Raw genomic sequence first — 16,816 nt, forward strand, 5'->3', positions numbered from 1 at the left:
AATAGACAGCCCTGCGCCTCAGGCCGCTCGAACGCTGCGCGCTCCACGCGCCCAGGCCGGCAGCCAATCGCCATGCGCAACCAGCAAATCATCGACCAGCGACCATATCTGGTCGAGGTCGAGCTCGGCCGCCGTGTGCGGGTCCATCATCGCCGCGTGATAGATGTGCTCGCGGTTCTCGGTCATCAGCGCCTGGACCGTCAGCTCCTGGACGTTGATATTGGTGCGGATCAGCGCGGTGAGCTGCACCGGCAGGTCGCCAATGAACGTGGGTTGAATGCCGGAGGCGTCGACGAGGCATGGCACCTCGGCCGCGCAATTATACGGCAATGACGTGATGCAGCCATTGTTGCGGACGTTGCCGTAGATCACCGACGGCTCGCCGGTCCAGACCGAATTCATGATCGAGGACGCATATTCCTTCGACTGCTCCACTTCGATCTTGTCAGCCGAGCGATAGGCTTCCGCTTGCCCCTTCCAGCGTTCGATCTGCTCGATGCAGCGCTTCGGGTATTCGTCGAGCGGGATACCGAATTTCTCGATCAGATCCTCGCGCCCGTCCTTGATGAAATAGGGCGTGTATTCCGCGAAATGTTCGGAGCTCTCGGTGACGAAGTAACCGAGGCGCTTCAGCATCTCGTAGCGCACCTTGTTCGGGCAGCGCGGATTCCATCCCGGCTTCGGCGCCCGCCCTTCGCTGTAGGCGCGCAGCAGATCCGGATAGAGATTGCGGTAGGAGCCGTCCGGCTGGCGATGCTCGAACTTCAGGTAGAAGGCCATGTGATTGATGCCGGCCGAGCGGTAGCGAATCTCCTCGTAGGGAATATCGAGATCATGCGCCAGTTCCATCGCCGTACCTTGCACCGAATGGCAGAGGCCGACCTGCTTGATGTCGGGGTATTTCTCCGCGATCGCCCAGGTGTTGATCGCCATCGGGTTGACATATTGCAGCATGATCGCCTGCGGGCAGACCGCGAGCATGTCCTCGCAGATCTTCCAGAGATGCGGCACGGTTCTCAAGCCTCGCATGATGCCGCCAACACCGAGCGTATCGGCGATGGTCTGGCGCAGCCCGTATTTCTTCGGAACTTCGAAATCGGTTACCGTGCAGGGCTCGTAGCCGCCGATCTGGAAGGCGACGACGACGAAATCGGCGCCCGCCAGCGCCTTGCGCTGGTCCGAATAGGTTTCGGCTTTGGCCTTTACGCCAAGCGTCGAGATCAGCTTGCCGACGACGATTGCGCTTTCCTCGAGCCGTTGCGGATTGATGTCCATCAGCGCGATCGTCGAGCCGGATAAAGCCGGACGCTGCAATATGTCGCCGACGATGTTCCTCATGAACACCGTCGAGCCAGCTCCGATGAAAGCGACCTTGGGATTTCTTGCCACAACAACCTCCGGCATAAGCAATTAGGCTACCTCGAAAGCGGCTTTGACCAGCCGTTCGGTGTAAGCGGTCTTGGGATGGGACAGGACTTCGTCGACCGGCCCCTCTTCGACGATCTTGCCGTGCTGCATGACGATGACGCGGTGGCACAGCGCCCGCACGACCTTGAGGTCGTGCGAGATGAAGATGTAGCTCAGGCCCCGTTCGCGCTGCAGCTTGCGCAGCAATTCGATGATCTGCGCCTGGACCGAGAGATCCAGCGCCGATGTTGGCTCGTCGAGTACGATGAATTCCGGTTCGAGCGCGACGGCGCGGGCAATCGCAATACGCTGGCGCTGGCCGCCGGAAAACTCGTGCGGGAAGCGCGAGAGGATATCGCCGGGCATGCCGGCGCTGATCAGCGCCTCGCGCACCCGCTCGATCCGATCGTTCCTGGTGGCGCCCATGCGGTTGACGACCAGCCCTTCCTCGATGATCTGGCCGATCGTCATGCGCGGGTTGAGCGACGAGAACGGATCCTGGAAGACGACCTGCATGCGCGACCGCAACGGCCGCATCTGCGCCCGCGAGCAGCCATGGATCGGCTGGCCATCGAAATAGATCTCGCCGCTGTCGGTGGTGTTGAGCCTGAGCAACGCCTCGCCGAAGGTGGTCTTGCCCGATCCGGATTCGCCAACGAGACCCAGCGTCTCGTGCCGTCGAAGGGTCAGGCTGAGGCTGTCGACGGCAACGAGTTCGCGCAGGTCCGGCCTCATGAACGTGCCATGCCGCAGCATGAAGGAGACGCGCACATTCCTAGCTTCAAGAATAACGTCGGCGCCTTCCGGCAACGGATTTGCCTGGCCGCGCGGCTCGGAGGCAAGCAGGTGACAGGTGTAGGGATGCTGCGGATTGGCGAACAGCTTCTCCGTCACATTGTGCTCGCGCATCTCCCCATGCTGCATGACGTAGACATAGTCGGAGAACTGCCGCACCACGGTCAGGTCATGCGTGATCAGGATCACCGCCATGCGCAGTTTCTTCTGCAGGTTTCGGATGAGATTGAGGATCTGCGCCTGAACCGTGACGTCGAGCGCCGTCGTCGGCTCATCGGCGATCAGCACATCGGGATCGTTGGCCAGCGCCATGGCGATCATCACACGCTGGCGTTGGCCGCCGGAAAGCTGGTGCGGGTATTGTTTCAGCCGCGCCTGGGGCTCAGGAATCTGTACCTGCTGCAGCAGCTCGAGCGCTCTTGCTTCGGCCTGCCTGCGGCTCATCTTGCGATGCACCCGTATCGCCTCGACGATCTGGCTTCCGATCGTGTAGATCGGGTTAAGCGAACTCATCGGCTCCTGAAAGATCATCGAGATGCGGTCGCCGCGCAGTTTGCGCCGCGCACGCTCGGAAAATTTCAGGATGTTGGCCCCGTTGTATTCGACAGTCGATTTCGGCGACACGACTGCGCGCTTCGACAACAGTCCCATGACGGTGCGCGCCGTCACCGACTTGCCCGATCCCGACTCGCCGACAATGGCGATCGTCTCGCCGCGATAGAGCTGGAAGGAGATGTCCTTGACGGCTTCGATCATGCCGTGTTCGACCTTGAAATCGACGGCGATGTTGCGGGCATCAATGACCGGGTTTTCCGAACGGCCGTCATGGTCGAGCCGGACAGGCGGTGCGAAGGATTTGACGAGCGCGTGTTGCATCATCTCATGCTCAATAAGGATCGACCGCATCGCGCAGTCCATCGCCAAGCGCGTTGAACGCGAAGACGGTGACAAGCACGAAGCCGACCGGTGAGAGGATCCAGGGATAGGTGCCGATGACCGAATACGTCGCGGTGTCTTGCAGCATCAGGCCCCAGGAGATCAGCGGCGGCTTCACCGCGAAGCCGAGAAAACCGAGGAAGGATTCGAGCAGAACCACGCTGGGGATTGCCAACGTGACCGCAACGATCACGTGGCTCATCACGTTTGGAAAAATGTGTTGCATGATGATGCGGCCATCTGTGGCGCCGACCGCCATCGCCGCACGAACGTAATCAATCCGCGCCAGTGCCAGGGTCTTGCCGCGCACTTCGCGCGACATCTGCGCCCAGCCGAGTGCCGACATGACAACGATCACGAAGGCCAGGAAGACATTCGTCGGCGCCGTCACCGGAACCAGCGAGGTCAGCGCCAGATAAAGCGGCAATTGCGGAAACGCGAGCACCAGTTCGACGAAGCGCTGGACCCAGACGTCGAATGTGCCGCCGAAATAGCCCGACACCATGCCGACCGTCGTGCCGATCACGGTGACGATGAAGACCACGGTCAATGCGATCATCAACGAGATGCGCGAACCATAGATCGCACGAGCCAGCACATCGCGACCGAATTTGTCGGTGCCAAGGAAGTGCACCGGCTGGCCGTCGGTCGAGCCGAAGAAGTGCCGGTTCGCGGGAAGCAGGCCGAGCAGTCTGTACTCCGCTCCCTTGACGAAGAAGCCGAGCAGCCGCGGATGGTCGTAGTCCGGCCCGACGACGGGTTGGAAGGTAACCGGGTCGAGGTCTTCCGAATCCGCCAGGGCATAGACGCGTGGCTGGAAGACGAAGTTGCCGTCCTTGTCATGGAAGCTCATCACCTGCGGCGGGGCGAAGCCGACATCGGTCACCTTGGGATCCATCGGTGCGAAGAAGTCGGCAAACACCGCCAGCAGCACCAGAAACGCGACCAGGATGAGCCCGGCCATGCCGGTCCAGGACCGTTTCAGGCGGCGCCAGACGAGTGCGATGTAACTCTCATTGCCGCGCGGCTTGATCTTGGCCGGTTCCTCGGCAAGTGGCGGCAGCGAGGGCTCGAAAGCAAGCATCTCAGGACCCTGCATATTGGCGCACACGCGGATCGAGCATGACGAGCAGCATGTCGGCGATGATGTTGCCGACGATCAGCGTCGCCGACAGCACCATCATGAATGTCGCCGTGACATAGACGTCGCCGACCGCCATCGAGCCAACGATCGCCGGGCCGACGGTCGGCAGGGCAAAGATGATCGCGGTCTCGATCTCGCCGGTCAGCATATAGGGCAGCACCACGCCCTGATACATGACCAGCGGATGCAGCGCATTGGGCACCGCATGGCGCATCACGACCGCACCGCCGCTAAGGCCCTTGGCGCGAGCGGTTTCGACATATTGCGCGTTCAGCGTGTCGAGCAGATTGCCGCGCATCACCCGCATGTTGTAGGCGAGCCCGCCGAAGGTGGCGATGGCGACAACCGGCCAGACATGCCGGACGAGATCGACGAACTTCGCCCAGGACCACGGCGCCCCGCCAAATTGCGGCGAAAAGAAGCTGCCGATCTCGGAAACGTTGAACTGGAAGACCAGCAGATAGACGATGATCAGCGCCATCAGGAAGCGCGGCACCGTCATGCCGAGGAAGGAAATCGCTGACAGCGTACTGTCGATCCAGCTGTACTGCCTGGTCGCCGCCCATATGCCGAAGGTGATACCGAGGACCGAGGCCAGCAGATGGCACACCAGCGCCAGCAGCAGCGTGCGCGGCAGCCGCTCGCCCACCACATCGGCCACCGGCTTGTTGTAATAGAGGCTGTAGCCGAAATCGCCGCGGGTGATGATGCCACCGATCCAGTTGAAATACTGGACGGGCAGCGGCTTATCGAGCCCGTGTTCTATCCGATAGGCCTTGGCCTGCGCGTCGGCCTCGGCGAATGAGGCCCCGCCCTGATTGATCAACTGCGAGCGGATGTAGTCGGCATAGTCGCCCGGCGGCGCCTGGATGATGGCGAAGGTGACCAGGCTCAGAATGGCGAGGACCGGGATCGCCGACGCTATGCGCGTGAGCAGGAATCGCAACATCGGTCGGTCCGCTTCCTTGTCTGGCCGGTCGCTCTCTTTGAGCGTACGGAGGTTTGCTTTGTCCGGCCGCGCCAACTGGCGCGGCCGGAGTTGTCAGTCAGGGGAGGTAAACCTAGTTCATCGGGCCCTTGTCTCCGGGCTTGCCGGGAAGCTCTTCGGGGAACAGCTCGTACTTGGCCTGCTTGTCGGCAGCGACAAAGACCCGCTCGCGGACGATCGAATCCTCGGCCCAGTTGAACATGAAGATCGGCGTGCCCTGCGGGATGTTGGAGAAGCGTTTGTTGATGATCAGCGCGCCGGGATATTCCGTCAGGCCGACATTGTAGACGTGCTCGGTCGAGATCTTCTGGAACTTTCTCATCAGGCTGGCGCGCTCGTCATTGTCCGCGGACGAGACAAACTTGTTGACGATGTCGACGAGGTCCTTCTCGAAAGGCATCATATCGACCTCGCCGTTTTCCGGCGCACGATGGTCCCAGCTGGTTCGTGGACCGACCGGGGCCAGCTGATCGGTATTCTGGACGACGGAAGTCAGCTCCTGATCGTTGCGCCGTACCAGCCAGTCGAAGCGGCCGGAGTATTGCGAGGCATCGCGCTGGGTGCCGTTGAGTCCGTTCAGCACGATCCGCAGCCCTAGCTTTTCCATCTGGGCGACGACACCTTCGGCAAGGCTCTTGTCGGTGGTGTAGTCGTTGTTGACGAGCATCACGATCTCGACATTCTTGCCGCCGGCGGTACCTGCAGGAAAATTGACGAAGCCGTCGCCATCCGTGTCCTTCAGGCCTGCCTTGGCGAGTTCCGCCTTAGCGCCTTCGAGATCGAAGGGGTAGTAGACCGTCGACTTCCGGTCGTAGAAGCTCGTGCCCGAGGATAAGCCGCCCGGATAGATGGCAGTGAACGGACCCTTGACCAGCGAGTCGCCGAGCGCCTTGCGGTTGAGCGCCATGGTGACGCCTTTGCGGAAGTCCTCGTTGCGGTTCAGCTCGCGTATCGCCTGTCCGCGCTCGTCGGGGTTGCCCCAGCCATTGGCTGAGAAATTCATGCGCAGATTATAGCCGATCAGCCGCGCGCCGAACGCAAGCCGTGCCGGTGCGTCTTTTTGCGCCGCGCGCTTCAGCGAGGCGACGAAGTTCTCTGGCTGCTCCAGATTGGAGAAGTCGCCGGCTCCCGCGACGGCCTGAACGTCGCGGTCGGCCCAGGTCGACAATTTGTAGTGCAGTTCATTGAGATACGGCAGTTGGTTGCCCTTCTCGTCGACCTTCCAATAGTACGGATTGCGACGCATGACGATGATGTCGTCGGGGCGGTATGCCACCGGCACCCAGGCGCCCATCACCGGCATGTTCATATATTCCGGCGGGAACGCGTTCTTGAACTGCTCGTAGGTGTTCTTCGAATATTTCGGATGCTGCGGCTTGAGGATATGCGACGGGCCCGGACAAAAGGTGCCGTAAGCCATGGCGTAAAGGTATTGTTTCGGAAAGGCGTCCTTGAACGTCCACTCGACGGTGTAGTCGTCGATTTTCTTCAACGTCGTGCCGACGCCGAAGGTCTCCTGCGTCGCGCCGTTCAGCGGCGACACATTGGGGTCGATCACCTCGTCGTCCCAGTAGAACATCACATCGTCGGCGTTGAACGGAACGCCGTCCGACCATTTGGCGCCTTCGACCAGATGCATCGTCAGCGTGTGGCCGTCCTTCGACCAGTCCCAGCTCTTGGCGAGGTTCGGCAGCGGCTCCGTGTCCTTGGCCTCGACCTGGAACAGCGGCGCGGTGCGCGTCAGGCATTCGGAAAGGCCGATGTCGATACCGCCCCAGCCTTGCGTCTGGCCGGCGCCGTAGTTCCAGCCCTCCGGCCGGCCGCCGATGACATGACGCATCGTATCACCGTAGACACCGACGCCGTCCGGCATATTGCCGGTCTTGAAGACCAGCGGCTCCTTCGGCAGCCGGTCCTTGACCGGCGGCAGCTTGCCTGCCTTGACGTATTTGTCGGTGACCCAATCGGGTTCGTGGTATTCCGGAAGTGCCTTGAACTCCAGGATGGAGTCGCGCGCCACGTATTTGATCTTTCCCTCGGCGGGAAATTGCGCGGGCACCGGCGGCACGGTCGGCTCGGATGCATACGCGTTCAGCGCCGAGGCCGAGACGCTAAGCACCAGCCCGGCGAGAATGCCAATGTTTCGAAAATTCCTCATCGTCTCTCCTCCCTGTTGTTCAGGAGCGCGTTGACGCCGCTCCATTTCTCCTCGAACGAATGTACAGACGGGTGCGGAAAATCCTCCCGAAAGCTTGCCGCGATCCGTTCTGGCGAAATTCAGACGGCCTGCTTGAGAGCCGTTTTTTCCGCACGCAATTCCTCGATCGAACGGACGTCGCGCCTTGCCGCACCGGCCCATTCGCGGGTCTTGATCCTGGATTTCGAAAGCCGTTCCTTCGCGGCCGGCACCGCATCGGCATATTGCGGCAGCCAGCGAGCCTGGGCGACGACCATTTCGTCCACCATTTGCCAAACCTCTTCCGGCGTCGAAACCGCGCCGACCAGCGGGTCGTGCAGGACCGCGAGCTTCAGCAGGTCGATATCGCCGGAGATCGCCGCATGAACCGACATGCGCTGGACGTTGATCGAGGAAATGCAAGTGGCGGCGCAGGCCTCCGGCAGCGTGATGCCGGAGGCCATGTTGATACCGAAGCGGTCGACGAAGCCGGGCGACTCGATGATCGCGTCCTGCGGCAGGTTGGTGATGATGCCGTTGTTCTTGACGTTGAAATGGCCGCGGTAAACGCGGTTCGTCTCCAGCGCCTCGAGAATGTGGCTGGCATGCTCGTTGGAGCGCTTGGCGGGGTCTATCGGCCTGGCGGCGGATTCCAGAAATTGCGGGAACTCCGTTTCGAACCAGTTGCGTGTTTCGGTCGAATAACGAAGGTAGCCGCCGGTCTCGCCGTGAATCCAGTCGGACATGTCGATCCAGCGGGTGATTTCGTCCGGCCGCTTGCGATACCAGGGCAGGTATTCGGAAAGATGGCCGTTGCTTTCGGTCGAATAGACGCCGAAGCGCTTCAGGACATCGATGCGCAGCTTTTCCTGCTGCGAATAGACCGGATGCGCCTCGAAGGCGGCAACCAGCTCGTCCTTACCGATCTTGCGGCCGTTGAGACGCAGGTCGATGAACCAGGTCTGGTGATTGATGCCGGAGCAGACGTAGTCGAGCTCGGTGCGCGACTTGGCGCCGAGCACTTCGGCGATCTGGTCGGCGCCATGCTGGACGCCGTGGCAGAGGCCGACGGTATCGACCCTGCCATATTCGATCGCCGCCCAGGTGTTCATGGCCATCGGATTGGCGTAGTTCAGGAATTTCGCCCCAGGCTCGGCGACTTCGAGGATATCCTTGCAGAAATCGAGGATTACCGGAATGTTGCGCTGGCCATAGAGGATGCCGCCGGCGCAGATCGTGTCGCCGACGCACTGGTCGATGCCATACTTCAAGGGAATGCGGATATCGTCCGCATAGGCTTCGAGACCGCCGACGCGAACGCAGCTGATGATGTAGCGGGCACCCTCGAGGGCAGCACGGCGGTCTGTCGTTGCCGTAACCTTGGTCGGCAGCCTGTTGAATTCGACGACCCTGTCGAGGATCGACTTGATCATCTGGAGGTTGCGCTCGCTGAGATCGGTCAATGCGAATTCGACATCCCTGAATTCAGGAACGCACAAAATGTCGGTGAAGAGCTTCTTGGTGAACCCGACGCTTCCCGCACCGATGATAGCGATCTTGAAACTCATCAGCCTCACCTCGACCTGATCGAACACTAGGCAAAGGCGGCGAAAAGAGGCCTGGCCCGCCTGCCACGCTATGCAGGCTGGAATCCGGCACTTCCTCCCATCCGCTCTTCGACCGCGGTTTCTTTTGCTTTTCTCGAGGGATTATGCGCCTTATTCGGCAAGCGACCAGAGAAGGATTATGCTTTTAGGGGTAATTTTGTGCTGCGGAACTTGATCGACATCGGGCCGGCGGGCAGGACAGTATCGCTGCCGCGCGGGCGCCAGCGCCTACACACCATGCCGACAAGCACCGGCTATGAAGTGCGCGAGAACGAGGTCTACGACTGGGATGGGCGCAAGCGCGGCCTGACGCCGTTTACCGTGCTCCAGCATACGATCAGCGGCACCGGCCGATTGCGCTACGAGAACCGGAACTACCGCCTGCAAAAGGGCGACACTTTGCTGGTTCTCGTGCCGCACAACCACCGTTACTGGCTGGCCAAGGGCGAACGCTGGGAGTTCTTCTGGATATCGATGAACGGCGAGGAGGCACTGCGCATCCACAAGTCGATCCTTGCCGCCGTCGGTCCGGTGCTGCGGCTGCAGCCCTCGACGATCGATCATCTGGCTGATTGCAGTGTGCGCCTGATCACGGGCGCGGTCTCGCCGGGAGCCGCCTCGGCCGTCGCCTATGAAGCAGCCATGGCGCTCTACGACGATGTCTTCGGCTCGCATGCCGTCACCGACGACAAGAGCGCCATGCAGCCGGTCATCGATCACATCAGGGCCAATCTCGACAGGCCGCTCCGCGTTGCCGATCTCGCTGAGATCAGCGGCCTGAGCCGCGCGCATTTCTCGCGCTGCTTCGCCGAGAGCGAGGGACTTCCGCCCGCCGAATTCGTGCTGCAGCAGCGACTGCAGCTCGCGGCGAAGTTGCTGACGAAGGCCGATTTCCTGCCGGTCAAGGAAGTCGCCATCATGTGCGGCTTCGAGGATGCCAATTATTTTTCGAAGGTCTTCCGCCGCCTCTACGGCATCAACCCGACGCAGTTCCGCACCAACGGGATGTATGCCAGCCTGGGAACCGCCCGATAGCCCGATAGATTGGCACCGCGCTTGGCATCGGATGCGGGAACGCTTTTGCTTCCCCTCGGTTTAGGACAAGAGAGCCTGCTCGCCGCTGCGGCACCCCCGCTCTGGCGGAGATCAGGCCACAGATGTCAGGGAGTGATCGATGAACAACCCCGATCCGAACAACCCGAATCCACTGCCGGACAATCCCAATCCGGAGCCGGCCCGGCCGCCTGCCCCGCCGGAGACTCCGCCGGGAGAACCTCCAGGCGTACCCCCGCCCTCGCCGGATCCAATTCCGACGCCGGACCAGGAGCCGATCGGAGTTCCTCCCGACACGCCTTCCGAAATTCCTTCGGAACCGACCTTTCCCGGGCCGACCGCCTGAAGGGCAGTCGGGTGGAGGATGGCAAGGGTGATTTCGGCGAAGCGCTCGAAACGGGTCTTGCCATGGAACGTTTTGCGCTGGCGCTCATTCACCCTTTCATCCTGGAAACCGGCGGCGGGCCCTGCAACCAAGGGAGGTTAAAATGAAAGTTGGCAACTGCATGACAAAGGACGTCGAGATCGCCAGTCCGCAGCAAACCCTGCGCGATGCGGCAGAAATGATGGGTCGCCTCGACGCCGGCGCAATGCCGGTGGGCGAGAACGATCGGCTTGTCGGCATGGTAACCGATCGCGACATCGCAATCCGCGGCGTCGCCCAAGGCAAGACACCTGACGCCAAGGTACGGGAAGTGATGAGCACCGAGGTCAGGTATTGCTTCGAAGACGAAGACGCGGAGGATGTTCTGCGTAACATGGCTGACCTGAAAGTGCGCCGCTTGCCGGTGCTAAATCGCGACAAGCGCCTGGTCGGCATCGTTTCGCTGGGCGACCTCGCCACCAACAGCGAGACGGCAACAGCAGGTGAAGCGCTGAGCGGCATCTCGCAACCCGGCGGCGAGCATTCGCAAACGATACACTGACGGCGCACCATCGGCCGGCCTTTGCTACGACCGAACCGCCGGCTGGATAGACGCCGGCCTGCCGGCGAAACTGTTCAGAGGCGAACTGGACTACAACCCGAGGAGCAAGCCATGATTACTATGAAGGCCGTCCGTATCCACGATTTTGGTGGACCGGAGGTTCTTTCGCTGGACGCGGTTCCGTTGCCTCAGCCGCATGACGACGAGGTCACGCTCAAGGTCTACGCGGCAAGCGTCAATCCCGTCGACTACAAGGTTCGCGAGGGCTCTTCGGGCGCGGATCTGCCCGTCACACTCGGCCGCGACGTATCCGGCGTGGTGGAACTGTGCGGCACGCGGGCCCATACGCTGAAGAAGGGCGATCCGCTATATGCCATGCTCGGCAACGACCGCGGCGGCAACGCCGAATATGTCGTCGTCAAGGCAACGGAGGCGGCGGCGAAGCCGCAACGCTTAAGCCACGCCGAAGCCGCCGCCGTGCCACTTGCCGGCCTTACCGCGTGGCAAGGCCTTTTCGATCACGGCGGCCTCAAATCCGGGCAGCGGGTCCTTATCCATGGCGGCGCCGGCGGCGTCGGTCATCTGGCGGTGCAGTTCGCAAAGGCCGCGGGCGCGTTTGTCGCGACGACTGTGTCCGCGCAGGATTTCGATTTCGTCCGCGCGCTTGGCGCCGACCAGGCGGTCGATTACAAGAACCAGCGCTTCGAGGAGCTTGTCGAGGACGTCGACCTCGTCTTCGACCTGGTAGCGGGCGAAACACAGGACCGCTCGTGGGACGTGCTCAAGCCCGGCGGGACGCTCGTCTCAACGCTTTCCGAACCGTCGGCGGAGAAGGCCCGCCTGCATCGGGCTCGCGGCGTTTCCTATTTGACCAAGCCGAACGCGGCGCAGCTTGCCGAGATCAGCCGCCTCATCGACGCCGGGAAGGTCAGGCCATTCGTGCAGGCAATCTATCCTCTTGAGGAAGTCGCCAGGGCCGAGGAACAGCTCGAGAAGCAGCACACGCGCGGCAAGATTGTGCTTCAGGTAGCTGCCTGAGCACTCGCCGAACAACAGGCCGCGGGCCAGTTTGCGGAGTGCTCGGACACAGGCCGTTTTCTGCTGTCCAGAAGCCCGGCGGCCGAGAGTTTGACACAGGACGGCCCGCCGGGCCTGGCCGGCTTAGGCAGGTGCCGGCTAAAGCAGCATGCGCCGGGTTTGCCGGGATGCGCAAATCAAACAAATCAAGGAGATGCAACGGATCGTGAGGCACGTCGCGACGACACCGTCGCACGGCCGCCGTCAGCTAACTGCGAAGTGAAGCACACAGCGTTTACCGACAGGCGAGCCAGGTTCCTACCGGCCGCAAGCCGCAAAAACCGCTTCAAACTGTCGGAAACCGGCGATAGGTTCGAACCATGTCTCAACCCGCCAATCCGATCTCCATTGCCCGTCGCGATCAGATGTTTCCAGTGCTGGCTGAGGCGGACCTGGACCGCATGGGCCGTTTCGGCGAAGCCGTGTCCTATGCTGCAGGCGAACAGATCGTCAAGGCCGGCGAGCTGGCGCCAGGTCTGATCGTGGTCCTGTCCGGCAAGGTGGATATCATCCAGGGCGGCAGCTTCGGCCGGCGCGAAACAATCGTCACGCACGGTGCAGGCAATTTCGTCGGCGAGTTGGCGCAGCTTTCAGCCCGACCCTCACTGGTGGATGTGGAGGCGGTCGAGCCGGTCGAGGCGCTCGTCATCCCCTCGCAAAGGCTGAGGGACCTGATGGTGCAGGAAGCAAACCTCGGCGAGCGCATCATGCGGGCGCTGATCCTGCGCCGTGTCGGCCTGCTCGAAAGCGGCACAGCCGGCCCGATCATTGTCGGACCGGTCGACAGCGGCGACGTTCTGAGGCTGCAAGGTTTTCTGGCTCGCAGCGGTCAGCCGCATCGCGTTCTCGATTCGGCTGCCGATCCCTGCGCCAGGACGCTGATCGAACGCTTCCATGTCGACATCCACCATTTGCCGATCGTGCTCTGTCCGAACGGCAAGCTGCTGCTCAATCCCGGAGAGAACGAGCTTGCCCGCTGCATCGGCCTGGTGAGGCCGATCGACGCCGGCAAGCTGTACGACGTGGCCATTGTCGGCGCCGGACCGGCCGGCCTCGCGGCGGCCGTCTACGCGGCTTCCGAAGGGTTGTCGACGATCGTGCTCGATTGCCGTGCCTTCGGCGGACAGGCGGGTGCCTCCTCGCGAATCGAGAACTACCTCGGTTTTCCGACCGGCATTTCGGGAATGGCGCTGATGGCGCGCGCTTACAACCAGGCGCAGAAATTCGGCGTCGAGATGGTGATACCGGACGAGGCGAAGCTGCTGGGCAGCGTAAGCGACACGTCCGGTGCCCACTATACGCTCGCCGTCGGCGGCGGGGAGACCGTGCGGGCACGGTCGGTGGTGATCGCCAGCGGAGCGCGCTATCGCCGCCTCGACATGGCAAACCTGGCGCAATTCGAGGGAACCTCCGTGCATTACTGGGCTTCGCCGATCGAAGCGCGGCTTTGCGCCGGGCAAGAGGTAGCCCTGGTCGGCGCCGGCAATTCGGCTGGCCAGGCTGCCGTCTACCTGGCGGCGCATGTGAAGAAGGTATGGCTGCTGGCGCGCGGCAGCAGCCTCGATGCGAGCATGTCGCGCTATCTGGTGGAGCGCGTCAGTGCACAGCCGAACATCGAAGTGCTGGCTGAGACGCAGGTTGCGGCACTGGAAGGCGACGACGGCAATCTTGGCAAAGTGCGCTGGCGCAACCGCGACACCGAGACAGCACGTCCGATCCGCCACCTCTTCCTGTTCATCGGCGCCGATCCGAACACCGACTGGCTGGCGCAATGCGGCGTGGCGTTGGACGCGAAGGGCTTCGTTCGCACCGGGCCTGACATTGGCCAGGAACGTGGTGCGCTGGAGACGAACCGCGGCGGGGTGTTCGCCATCGGCGACGTGCGCTCCGGCTCGATCAAACGCGTCGCCGCTGCCGTCGGCGAAGGCGCCCAGGTGGTTGCAGCGCTGCATGCATATCTCGCGCGAAACGGCAGTCTCGCCGTGGCGCCACAACTGGTCAGGAGCGTATGATGGCAGACGAATGCAGGCACGCCGGGGACATTCGCGACGTGACACCGAGCGCGCTCGGCTGCGAGGAATGCCTGAAGAGCGGTTCGCAGTGGGTGCATCTGCGGCTCTGCCGCACATGCGGCCATGTCGGCTGCTGCGACGACTCGCCCAACCGACATGCCACCAAGCATTTTCGGGCAACCGGCCATCCTGTCATCGAAGGCTACGATCCGCCGGAAGGTTGGGGATGGTGCTACATCGACGAAATCTTCCTCGACCTCGGCGACCGCACCACGCCGCAAAACGGTCCGATACCGCGCTTCATTTGAGCTTTTTGCGAGCGGGCCGCTACAGCAATTCCAGGAAAAGTGTGAACGGTTTTCGTCCGGAATTGCGTCAAAACAAAAGATGGAGCTGTTCCGCGTTTCCGTGAAACGATGAACCGTTCTAAAGCATGTCGCGCAAAAGTGTGCAGCGATTTTGCGATAACGACATGTATAAAACAAGAATCGAAAGCGCGTCGCATGAGGCCGATCGAATGCGACGCGCTTTAGTCCAAGGCTGCTTCGGCTTGAGCGGGCGTATCGCGTCCCTCTGGTGGTGCCGATGACCGCTCGCGCATATGCCTGACGGTCTGGAGGACACGATCGGCAAGAGATGCAAGCGCGCCCTGTGCCGTGCGCGTCCCGATGACGGATTCCAGCGTAACCGCCTGCGTTGAGAATTTGTGTTTGAACGACTCTGCGCCACAGAGGAAATCGACCATGCTCAAACCGTGATCTATCGACCACTGCACGTAATCCATCAACAGGATCACACCCGGCGACGCCCGGCCGAAATCCGGATCGAACGTCGTCACGAAGGCCATCATCACGTCGTGCTGGACGAAATTGATCGACACCGCGACCATCACGCCATTGCATTCGAGGACGAAGATATGCAGCACGCCGGCGCGCGCCAACGCACCGACGAGCGCGGCGAGTACCGGGACGCCCTCTTCGAACAGGTCTGACTCACGCATGCGCTCGGTCAGCCATTTCCGCTTCAAGGCCGCGAGGCGCTCCAGTACCGGTTGCAGCGGCTCGTCGGGGGCAAGCAGGCGAAATCTCACCTGTCCGGTTTCTTCCAGCGCTTTGATGCCGCGCCGATAGTTCTGGCGCGTCTTTTTCGACTGGCCCGCGAACCATGCCGCTCCGCTTTCCCATTGTCCGGCAACGCGATAGCTGACTTCCGTTCGGTGAAACGGACGAAGCCTGATGCCGCCGGAAGCTCCTGGCGTGAAAATTTTGCGGGCCGCCGCATCCGGTGAGAGACGATTGATCAAGGCAAGGTCGAAGCCGCCGGCATCGCAGAGTTGGGTCCATAGCTCCTGCAGCGCCGATAACGAGCATTCCGGAGCAACGAGAATATCCCCATAGTCGGTATAGCTGCCGGCCGCCCATTCGAGAAACCGCAGCCCCCTGCGCCTGCCGATCGCCAGCGGAACGACAGCAACGAGTCTCTCGCCCTTCCAGACCAGGCCGATCCGCAACGCGCGCTGGTCACGGCGTTGTACGGTACTCCACCATGCCGAAATCCAGGCATGGCTTTGAAAGATCAGCCCGTCGGTACGATGCCAAAGCTCCATCCAAGCGGCTTCGACCGCAGCCAGGCGATCCGCCGAACGGACGATTTCCAGGCGCTCCGCGCCTAGGACGTCGATGGAAACAGCGGTGTTCATGAAGGAGAACTGTCCTGTGGCTGCGCGACCACATTGGGCCGTCTGTGAAACAGTCGCATGACATGCCTTGCCATCTTCTTGAGCGGCAGGATGTAGAGCCCAAAGAGCGACTGGTAATCGCGCACATCGCGATCGACCAGGCCAAATTTCAGGTCTTCATCGGGCTCCGGGACAAATTGCGTTCCGAACAGACGATCCCAGAACGAAAAAAGCAGGCCGAAATTCTTGTCATAATGACGAGGGTCGATGCTGTGATGCACCTGGTGCCAGTGCGGACACAGGATGATGTTGTTCAACGGGCCGAACGATATCTTGAGATGCGTATGGCGAACAAAGTCCATCATCAGGATGTTGCGGATGACATAGACGTTGATTCCGAAGATAGCGACCTCTACCGGATCGAGTGCGATCAGGCTCCAGATCCCAAAGCAGATGCCCGGGATGATGCCATCCCACATACGGTTCATCAGATCGTCCAGCGGATGAACCCGGTCCTTGGTGATCCCCACCATCACCTCGGCCGAATGATGTACCTTGTGCAATTCCCACAGGAACGGGAAACGGTGCTGGGCGACGTGGTAGAGGTAGTATGAAATATCATAGGCGACCAGCATGGTTGCGGTGAAGATGACGATCGTCACCGGTCCCGCCGGGCCGCCGGGAAGCGGCGCGTGGATGTTAAGGAGCCAGCCAATTGCCTCGCGTGTGCCATAGCCCACCGCGACGACGAAGGTGACGCCGGCAGGAATAAGCAGGAAAGGCATCATCGCCCGTTTCGTGATCCAGAACATGGCGTCGGCTCGCGCCGACGGGTGCAGGATGACTTCCTGTGGGAAGGCGAAGTCGAAAAAGTCCCTGAGGGACTTATGTTCGGCAGTTCGCCAGTAGGCGATCACCGCGCTGCCCAGTGCGGTGAGGAGAAGCAGGCCGAGCGTGGTCAGATTGACGTTCGAAAGCTTTTCCACAATCGCTCTGGCAAATTCGGAAAACATTGAT

General features: G+C 61.6%; 14 protein-coding genes. 6 read left to right on the forward strand and 8 right to left on the reverse strand.

All coding sequences use genetic code 11. The features are described from left to right. Positions 1-18: 18 nt before the first annotated feature. The 6 genes from NKH28_RS25495 to NKH28_RS25520 all read right to left on the reverse strand — a co-directional run bounded on the left by NKH28_RS25495 (position 19) and on the right by NKH28_RS25520 (position 9,014). Positions 19-1,389 carry an alpha-glucosidase/alpha-galactosidase gene (locus tag NKH28_RS25495; RefSeq protein WP_031211901.1) on the reverse strand — a complete coding sequence of 457 codons (1,371 nt, stop codon included), beginning with the start codon at positions 1,387-1,389 and terminating at the stop codon, positions 19-21. 21 nt (positions 1,390-1,410) lie between these two features. Continuing rightward, positions 1,411-3,078: an ABC transporter ATP-binding protein gene (locus NKH28_RS25500; protein WP_352817371.1), complete on the reverse strand. Its 1,668-nt coding sequence runs from the start codon at positions 3,076-3,078 to the stop codon at positions 1,411-1,413. A gap of 10 nt (positions 3,079-3,088) precedes the next feature. Further along, positions 3,089-4,222 (reverse strand): ABC transporter permease, encoded by a 1,134-nt coding sequence (locus tag NKH28_RS25505; protein ID WP_352473202.1) that lies wholly within the window; start codon positions 4,220-4,222, stop codon positions 3,089-3,091. 1 nt (position 4,223) lies between these two features. Beyond that, complete coding sequence (locus tag NKH28_RS25510; RefSeq protein WP_352452370.1) at positions 4,224-5,231, reverse strand: ABC transporter permease; 1,008 nt, start codon at positions 5,229-5,231, stop codon at positions 4,224-4,226. Between the two features lie 112 nt (positions 5,232-5,343). After that, positions 5,344-7,428 (reverse strand): ABC transporter substrate-binding protein, encoded by a 2,085-nt coding sequence (locus tag NKH28_RS25515; protein ID WP_352980694.1) that lies wholly within the window; start codon positions 7,426-7,428, stop codon positions 5,344-5,346. Between the two features lie 119 nt (positions 7,429-7,547). Then, positions 7,548-9,014 carry an alpha-glucosidase/alpha-galactosidase gene (locus NKH28_RS25520; RefSeq protein ID WP_352980695.1) on the reverse strand — a complete coding sequence of 489 codons (1,467 nt, stop codon included), beginning with the start codon at positions 9,012-9,014 and terminating at the stop codon, positions 7,548-7,550. Positions 9,015-9,290: 276 nt separating this feature from the next. On the opposite strand from NKH28_RS25520, the gene NKH28_RS25525 reads away from it, so the two are divergent. The 6 genes from NKH28_RS25525 (at position 9,291) to NKH28_RS25550 (ending at position 14,429) form a co-directional block, all read left to right on the forward strand. Continuing rightward, positions 9,291-10,088, forward strand: a complete 798-nt coding sequence (locus tag NKH28_RS25525) for an AraC family transcriptional regulator (RefSeq protein ID WP_352541733.1) — start codon at positions 9,291-9,293, stop codon at positions 10,086-10,088. Between the two features lie 375 nt (positions 10,089-10,463). After that, positions 10,464-10,598, forward strand: coding sequence for a hypothetical protein (locus NKH28_RS25530; protein ID WP_352501351.1), 135 nt, complete (start codon positions 10,464-10,466; stop codon positions 10,596-10,598). Beyond that, the gene (locus tag NKH28_RS25535) at positions 10,595-11,032 is read left to right on the forward strand and encodes a CBS domain-containing protein (RefSeq protein WP_352472517.1); all 438 of its coding nucleotides are present in this window, start codon (positions 10,595-10,597) and stop codon (positions 11,030-11,032) included. Before NKH28_RS25530 ends, NKH28_RS25535 begins: the two co-directional genes overlap by 4 nt. A 111-nt stretch (positions 11,033-11,143) precedes the next feature. Next, entirely contained in the window at positions 11,144-12,070 is a 927-nt protein-coding gene (locus tag NKH28_RS25540; protein ID WP_352449638.1) for an NADP-dependent oxidoreductase, read from the forward strand. Between the two features lie 359 nt (positions 12,071-12,429). Then, positions 12,430-14,121 carry an FAD-dependent oxidoreductase gene (locus NKH28_RS25545; protein WP_352980696.1) on the forward strand — a complete coding sequence of 564 codons (1,692 nt, stop codon included), beginning with the start codon at positions 12,430-12,432 and terminating at the stop codon, positions 14,119-14,121. Beyond that, a complete protein-coding gene (locus NKH28_RS25550; protein WP_036238601.1) occupies positions 14,118-14,429 on the forward strand; it encodes a UBP-type zinc finger domain-containing protein in 312 nt (103 codons plus the stop codon). The genes NKH28_RS25545 and NKH28_RS25550 overlap by 4 nt, the downstream gene beginning before the upstream one ends. A gap of 221 nt (positions 14,430-14,650) precedes the next feature. On the opposite strand, the gene NKH28_RS25555 is transcribed toward NKH28_RS25550, so the two are convergent. Next, a complete protein-coding gene (locus NKH28_RS25555) occupies positions 14,651-15,820 on the reverse strand; it encodes a GNAT family N-acetyltransferase (protein ID WP_352980697.1) in 1,170 nt (389 codons plus the stop codon). Further along, positions 15,817-16,812 (reverse strand): sterol desaturase family protein, encoded by a 996-nt coding sequence (locus tag NKH28_RS25560; protein ID WP_352980698.1) that lies wholly within the window; start codon positions 16,810-16,812, stop codon positions 15,817-15,819. Before NKH28_RS25560 ends, NKH28_RS25555 begins: the two co-directional genes overlap by 4 nt. Between the last annotated feature and the right edge of the window lie 4 nt (positions 16,813-16,816).

It is taken from the genome of Mesorhizobium sp. M1227 (genome assembly GCF_040318315.1).
In the GTDB taxonomy this organism is placed as follows: Bacteria; Pseudomonadota; Alphaproteobacteria; order Rhizobiales; family Rhizobiaceae; genus Mesorhizobium.

Excerpts from the sequence above, each read along its gene's own strand:
- NKH28_RS25500 (WP_352817371.1), bottom strand. The coding sequence starts at position 3,078 with ATGCAACACGCGCTCGTCAAATCCTTCGCACCGCCTGTCCGGCTCGAC.
- NKH28_RS25505 (WP_352473202.1), bottom strand. The coding sequence starts at position 4,222 with ATGCTTGCTTTCGAGCCCTCGCTGCCGCCACTTGCCGAGGAACCGGCC.
- NKH28_RS25510 (WP_352452370.1), bottom strand. The coding sequence starts at position 5,231 with ATGTTGCGATTCCTGCTCACGCGCATAGCGTCGGCGATCCCGGTCCTC.
- NKH28_RS25515 (WP_352980694.1), bottom strand. The coding sequence starts at position 7,428 with ATGAGGAATTTTCGAAACATTGGCATTCTCGCCGGGCTGGTGCTTAGC.
- NKH28_RS25520 (WP_352980695.1), bottom strand. The coding sequence starts at position 9,014 with ATGAGTTTCAAGATCGCTATCATCGGTGCGGGAAGCGTCGGGTTCACC.
- NKH28_RS25525 (WP_352541733.1), top strand. The coding sequence starts at position 9,291 with ATGCCGACAAGCACCGGCTATGAAGTGCGCGAGAACGAGGTCTACGAC.
- NKH28_RS25535 (WP_352472517.1), top strand. The coding sequence starts at position 10,595 with ATGAAAGTTGGCAACTGCATGACAAAGGACGTCGAGATCGCCAGTCCG.
- NKH28_RS25540 (WP_352449638.1), top strand. The coding sequence starts at position 11,144 with ATGATTACTATGAAGGCCGTCCGTATCCACGATTTTGGTGGACCGGAG.
- NKH28_RS25545 (WP_352980696.1), top strand. The coding sequence starts at position 12,430 with ATGTCTCAACCCGCCAATCCGATCTCCATTGCCCGTCGCGATCAGATG.
- NKH28_RS25550 (WP_036238601.1), top strand. The coding sequence starts at position 14,118 with ATGATGGCAGACGAATGCAGGCACGCCGGGGACATTCGCGACGTGACA.
- NKH28_RS25555 (WP_352980697.1), bottom strand. The coding sequence starts at position 15,820 with ATGAACACCGCTGTTTCCATCGACGTCCTAGGCGCGGAGCGCCTGGAA.
- NKH28_RS25560 (WP_352980698.1), bottom strand. The coding sequence starts at position 16,812 with ATGTTTTCCGAATTTGCCAGAGCGATTGTGGAAAAGCTTTCGAACGTC.